This is a genomic window from Salinivibrio sp. PR919 (assembly GCF_001995355.1).
Lineage (GTDB): Bacteria > Pseudomonadota > Gammaproteobacteria > Enterobacterales > Vibrionaceae > Salinivibrio > Salinivibrio proteolyticus.
The window spans coordinates 1-6,405 of the sequence record NZ_MUFL01000120.1 but is presented as its reverse complement, the minus strand read 5'-3'; the positions used below and the strand labels follow the sequence as shown (position 1 = coordinate 6,405).

Below are 6,405 nucleotides of genomic sequence, written 5' to 3'. Positions count from 1 at the left end.
GATTGCATAGGTCAAATTGTTAAAGAGCATCGCTCAATCTTGAGCGGGAGTGGCATTTTACGCCACCGAGGCAGTGAGTCAAGCTTTTTGTTTACTTGGCTTTGCTGCCGTTTGTTAGCGCGGTTTGCCGTGCCAACGAGGAGCGCATTATAGAGAGGTATTTTTGTGACGCAAGGGGTTTTTAAAGAAAAAATACCGACCGAACAAAAACCCAACAATTCGCAAGTTTTCTCGCCAATTTAGGTGGTATAGCCATAAAAAAGCCACCTAAAACGGTGGCTTTTTTGCGGTTTGGTTCGATTAGCCTTGTTTAGCAATAATTTGTTCATTCTCGACATCGAGAACAACAGGTCGCCCAGGCAGGAGATCGCCACTCAGTATTTGCTGAGCAAGTGGGTTCTCTATCGATTGCTGAATTGCCCGTTTGAGTGGTCGCGCGCCATAGACAGGATCAAAGCCTCCTTTCGCGACCATGGCTAACGCCGCTTCTGTCACTTCAAGGGTAAAGTCTCGTTCCGCCATACGACGTGCAACTTCTTGCATCTGCAATCTAGCAATATTCTTAATATGATCTTCCGCCAAGGGGTGGAAAACCACCGCCTCATCGATACGGTTAATGAATTCAGGGCGGAAGTGATGTGCAACGACATCCATCACCGTCTGTTTCATACCTGCGTAGTCAAGTTCACCGAAGTGCTCTTGAATACGATCAGAGCCTAGGTTAGATGTCATGATCACGACCGCGTTACGGAAGTCGACTGTCCGACCTTGGCCGTCGGTAAGACGCCCATCATCCAACACTTGCAGCAAGATGTTGAATACATCTGGGTGAGCTTTTTCCACTTCATCGAGCAAAATAACGGAATAAGGTCGCCGCCGCACGGCTTCAGTGAGATATCCGCCTTCTTCATAGCCGACATAACCCGGAGGTGCCCCAACAAGGCGAGCCACTGAGTGCTTCTCCATAAACTCGGACATATCAATCCGTACCATGGCATCACGGCTATCGAACATGAACTCGGCAAGCGACTTACATAGTTCGGTTTTACCCACCCCTGTTGGCCCAAGGAAAAGGAAGGAGCCAATCGGGCGATTTGGATCGGCCAAACCTGCACGACTACGACGAATGGCATTCGCAACCGCACTTACCGCTTCATCTTGCCCGATAACATGCTCGTGCAATGCCGCTTCCATATTGAGCAGTTTTTCTTTCTCGCTTTCTAGCATGCGCGCAACCGGAATGCCGGTTTGGCGCGAGATAACATCCGCGATCTCGCTATCCGTCACGCGGTTTTTCAGCAAGGTCATTTCTTGCATTTCGGCTTGGCTAGCAAGATCCAATTGTTTTTCGAGCTCAGGAATTTTGCCGTATTGCAGTTCCGACATGCGGCTCAAGTCGCCAGCACGACGGGCAATTTCCATATCCGTACGCGCCTGCTCGAGCGCCGCCTTGATGTGTTGCGTCCCCGATACTGCCGCTTTTTCTGTATTCCAGACTTCTTCCAATTCAGCGTATTCGCGCTCTTTGGTGTCGAGCTCCTCTTTCAGGCTGTCGAGACGCTTACGACTGGCGGTATCTTCTTCTTTCTCTAACGCTTGCTGCTCAATTTTAAGCTGCACAATGCGACGCTCTAAACGGTCGAGCGATTCGGGCTTAGAGTCGATTTGCATACGAATGCTCGACGCAGCTTCATCAATCAAGTCAATGGCTTTATCGGGCAGTTGCCGATCAGCAATATAACGGTGCGATAGACTTGCAGCCGCAACAATCGCTGGGTCGGTAATTTCAACGGCGTGGTGCAGCTCATAACGCTCTTTGAGTCCGCGTAAAATCGCCACCGTATCTTCCACTGTAGGCTCGTTGATCAACACTTTTTGGAAACGGCGCTCTAGCGCAGCATCTTTTTCTACATACTGGCGATATTCATCCAGTGTGGTTGCGCCAACACAGTGGAGCTCCCCGCGAGCCAACGCCGGCTTCAGCATGTTGCCCGCATCCATTGCTCCTTCGGCTTTGCCTGCACCGACCATGGTGTGTAATTCATCGATGAAGAGAATGACATTGCCTTCTTCTTTCGCAAGTTCATTCAACACCGCTTTTAAACGTTCTTCGAATTCACCACGGTATTTCGCGCCGGCCACCAAAGAGCCCATGTCTAGCGAGAGAACGCGTTTTTTGCGTAGCCCTTCAGGAACCTCACCGTTGACGATACGCTGAGCTAAGCCTTCCACAATGGCGGTTTTACCGACACCGGGTTCACCGATTAACACGGGATTGTTTTTGGTACGCCGCTGCAACACTTGTACGGTACGACGAATTTCATCATCGCGACCAATCACAGGATCCAGTTTGCCCTGCTCCGCTCGCTCAGTGAGATCGATGGTGAATTTTTCAAGCGCTTGTCGATTTTCTTCCGCATTAGGGTCATCCACTTGTTGCCCACCGCGGACTTTCTCAATCGCCTCTTCCACTTTTTGGCTGGTTAAGCCATGGCTGCGCAACAACTCACCTAATGGTCCTTTATCTTCCACCGCGGCTAACACAAATAACTCAGACGAGATGTACTTGTCTTTACGCTTTTGCGAGATCTTATCGCACAGGTTGAAGAGGATACCGAGATTATTAGAAAGCTGAACTTCGCCGCCCGTCCCTGTCACTTTAGGTAAGCGATCAAGTAATTCAGAAAGGCTAGAACGCAGTTGGCTCACATCTACGTTCATCATGGTGAGTAAAGGGCGAATCGCACTGCTATCTTGATTGAGCAATGCGCTCATCAAGTGAACGGGTTCGATATATTGATGATCACGTCCTAATGCCAGTGACTGTGCATCAGAAATAGCGATTTGAAATTTACTGGTAAAACGATCAAGGCGCATAGCTCCTCCCACTTAACACCTTAGCTTGATGAATAAATGGGCACCATCAGTGAGGTTTTCAACCATCGCCACTGACTTTATTTTGTCAGCCAAATACAACTGGCCATACGGCCTGTTTGCCCATCACGTCGGTAAGAATAGAACTGTTCTCGTTGCTGGTAAGTACAATGGTCGCCACCGTACACGTCCGTGACGCCCATTTTGGCAAGGCGCTGTTTCGCCAGCAGATACAAGTCGGCAAGATACTTCTGATGCGGTTGGCGAACGAAAGCTGAGCGAGCCGCCGGGCAGTCGCGCGTAAAAGCGTCATAAACCTCCTGCCCGACCTCAAAATGCATGGGACCGATTGCCGGCCCCAGCCAAGCCATACATTGGGTCGAGTCCGTAAACGTGGCGACGGTTGCCTCTATAACTCCGTCGAGTAGCCCTCGCCAACCTGCATGTACAGCCGCAACTTGTGATCCCTGCCGATCGGTGATCAAAACAGGTAAGCAGTCAGCGGTCATCACTGTACACACTTGACCAGATACGTCCGTCACCGCCGCATCAGCGTCTGGCAAGCTCTCAACACACGGTAGCCGTGCTACCTGTGTACCATGAACTTGATTAAGCCAGGTGATAGGACCACCAACCAGCGCTTGCAGAATGGCCCTATTTTGCGAGACAACTTCAGCGTCATCCCCCACATGTAGGCCAAGGTTCCAGCCTGAAAAGGCGCCCTGACTCGTCCCACCGAGGCGAGTGGTAGTCAGTGCCTTTACATGACGCGGCGCGGGCCAGTCAGGCTGGATACATTCCATTAATAGTCCTCTTCACCGTATTTCGCTTGGTCATCTCTGAGTAGCTCGGTCAACGCGACCATATCCTCAGGAACCGGGGCATGCCATTCCATTTGCTCGCCCGTCACCGGATGATCTAAGCGTAGCATCGCTGCATGCAAAGCTTGTCGTTTGAACTGACGCAAACCTTGAACCAACACATCGTCCGCCTGACGCGGTGGCTTAGCCTTTCCTCCATATAAAGGATCGCCTACCAAAGGATGGTTCAAATAGGCCATATGGACACGAATTTGGTGAGTGCGTCCGGTTTCCAATCGCAGCCTTAGCCGTGTATGACCTCGAAAATGCTCCGCTACCCGATAGTGGGTGATTGCGGGCTTGCCTAGCTCGTGTACCGCCATATGGGTGCGCTTGGTGGCGTGACGGCCAATGGGCTTATCCACCAATCCGCCTCCGGTCATATTCCCGATCGCAATCGCCTCATATTCGCGAGTAATTTTACGCTTTTGCAAGGCACGCACTAATCGCGTTTGCGCTGGGATGGTTTTAGCGACAACCATCAACCCTGTCGTATCTTTATCGAGCCGGTGCACGATACCTGCGCGAGGCACATCGCCGATCTCAGGATATAGATACAATAATCCGTTTAAGATAGTGCCATCTGGGCACCCAGCGCCCGGATGCACGACTAAACCTGCAGGTTTGTTAATTACCAACAAGTCATCATCTTCGTAGACAATATCTAGAGGGATATCTTGCGGGATCCAGCGATTATCATCTTCCACTTCCGCTTGGATCTGTATCGCTTCTCCCCCCATCACTTTATGGCGAGGCTTATCCATTACCTCTCCGTCTAAGCGCACTTGCCCTGCTTGGATCCATGTTTTGATCCGAGAACGCGAGTAGTCAGGGAACAGCTCTGCAATTGCTTGGTCGAGTCGTTGGCCCAGTTGGTGGTCTTGAATGTGGTGAGATAATTCTATCTGTTGTGCCATATCGAACTTTTCTGTGATTTCTATGACTAATCCCTCGCGACAGTCGTTATGGCGGCGTGTGGCGTATCGCCCGCTCTCGCCTTTTGCTATAGTCGCCTGTCACTGGATAAAATAGCCGGAATAATGACATTGTATCTGTTTGCCGCTGCGACCGTAATCCAGATGGCATAAAAACTTTTCAAGGAAGTGCGATAACCCATGAAACGCCTTACGCTTACTGCGCTGTTAGCCACCTCAATACTCGCGGGCTGTTCAAGTAACAACCAAGTCGTTCAAGATGATCCGCCATCTAAGCTGTATCAAGATGCAGAGGCGCAGTTAAACAAAGGCGCTTGGATCACTGCGATCGAAAAACTCGAAGCGCTCGATTCACGCTATCCGTTTGGCGCATACTCCGATCAAGTCCAGCTTGATCTGATCTACGCCTATTACAAAAACGACGATCTCGCGCTCGCAGAAGCCACCATAGATCGTTTTATCCGTATGCATCCAGCTCACCCAGAAAGCGATTGGGTAGTCTATATGCGTGGTTTGGTTCACATGGCGCAAGATCGCAGCCTGATCCACGATATTCTCCGCATGGAGCGTAATGATCGCGACCCTGAACCCGCCAGAAAGGCCTTTGCCGATTTTCGTCGCTTACTCGAACGCTACCCTAATAGTGAATATGCTGCAGACGCGAAAGCACGGATGGTGGCACTGAAAAACCGCTTAGCTAACTATGAATTGGCCACTGCGGATTTCTATATTCGTCGCGAAGCTTGGGTTGCCGCCGTGAATCGTTGTCAGGCTATACAGCGAGACTTTCCAGATACAGAGGCCGCGCGTGCTTCTCTACCATTAATGTTAAAAGCCTACGAAAAGCTGGGGCTTGAAGAGCCGGCCCAGAGGACGCGTGAACTCATTGAGAAAAACCCACGCTAAAAGAGAGCGAAACACTCAGGCTAAAGCCTCCAAAATTGGGGGCTTTTTTATGCCTGCTAGATACGAATCAGCACGGATAAAATAATGGCTGGCAGTCACACATCGCATATCTATATGTAGCTGCAACAACGAACAAAGCGTCACATCACCCGTGCCAGTATTACTCAAGATGACTGCGATAAGATTAGGCCCCGACTGTCAGTTCAGAGCTTAGTGTTTGAACTTCACGTCTTACGTTTATCTGCTTTGATGATTGAATTATGTCTGTGTGACGGGAGTTTTGAAGCGAGGCGCATAGGGCTGATACACCCTCAAGATACAAAAAAGCCCCGACCATAAGGTCAGGGCTTGATGTTTTCTCATCAAAGTCTTACACACATCCGCTTTGATGCTTAAATTTTTGCTAACTAAAGCCCAACATTAAGCTCTAATTAGATTATCTTGTTTGATGCGATGAGGATGTTGAATCGAGACGCGCAGGGCTGATGCACTCTCAAGATACAAAAAAAGCCCTGACCGTCAGGTCAGGGCTTGGTGTTTTCTCATCAAAGTCTTACATATATCCGCTTTGATGCTTAAATTGTGTCTGTGTGACGGGAGTTTTGAAGCGAGACGCGCAGTGTACGTCAGTACATGAGCACCGTAGCTATCAAAAATCGCAAGCAACAGTCACAATTTATAATCAAAGCCTGGCGATGTCCTACTCTCACATGGGGAGACCCCACACTACCATCGGCGCTGCTTCGTTTCACTACTGAGTTCGGCATGGAGTCAGGTGGGTCCAAAGCGCTATGGTCGCCAAGCAAAATTTTGTTTTGAATTTTGTTTTG

4 protein-coding genes and 1 rRNA gene are annotated in these 6,405 nt (G+C 49.9%); 1 reads left to right on the top strand and 4 read right to left on the bottom strand.

Going from position 1 to position 6,405, the window contains the following annotated elements; translation table 11 throughout:
- Window positions 1-300 precede the first annotated feature (300 nt).
- The 3 genes from clpB to rluD all read right to left on the bottom strand — a co-directional run bounded on the left by clpB (window position 301) and on the right by rluD (window position 4,651).
- Complete coding sequence (gene clpB / locus BZG83_RS15480) at window positions 301-2,877, bottom strand: ATP-dependent chaperone ClpB (protein WP_077481876.1); 2,577 nt, start codon at window positions 2,875-2,877, stop codon at window positions 301-303.
- Between the two features lie 77 nt (window positions 2,878-2,954).
- Complete coding sequence (pgeF, locus tag BZG83_RS15475) at window positions 2,955-3,677, bottom strand: peptidoglycan editing factor PgeF (protein WP_077481874.1); 723 nt, start codon at window positions 3,675-3,677, stop codon at window positions 2,955-2,957.
- Window positions 3,677-4,651: a 23S rRNA pseudouridine(1911/1915/1917) synthase RluD gene (rluD, locus tag BZG83_RS15470; protein ID WP_077481872.1), complete on the bottom strand. Its 975-nt coding sequence runs from the start codon at window positions 4,649-4,651 to the stop codon at window positions 3,677-3,679. The genes pgeF and rluD overlap by 1 nt, the downstream gene beginning before the upstream one ends.
- 198 nt (window positions 4,652-4,849) lie before the next feature.
- On the opposite strand from rluD, the gene bamD reads away from it, so the two are divergent.
- Window positions 4,850-5,575, top strand: a complete 726-nt coding sequence (gene bamD, locus BZG83_RS15465) for an outer membrane protein assembly factor BamD (RefSeq protein ID WP_069591102.1) — start codon at window positions 4,850-4,852, stop codon at window positions 5,573-5,575.
- 687 nt (window positions 5,576-6,262) lie between these two features.
- Here bamD and rrf read toward each other — a convergent pair.
- Window positions 6,263-6,378, bottom strand: a 5S ribosomal RNA gene (rrf, locus tag BZG83_RS15460).
- Window positions 6,379-6,405 lie beyond the last annotated feature (27 nt).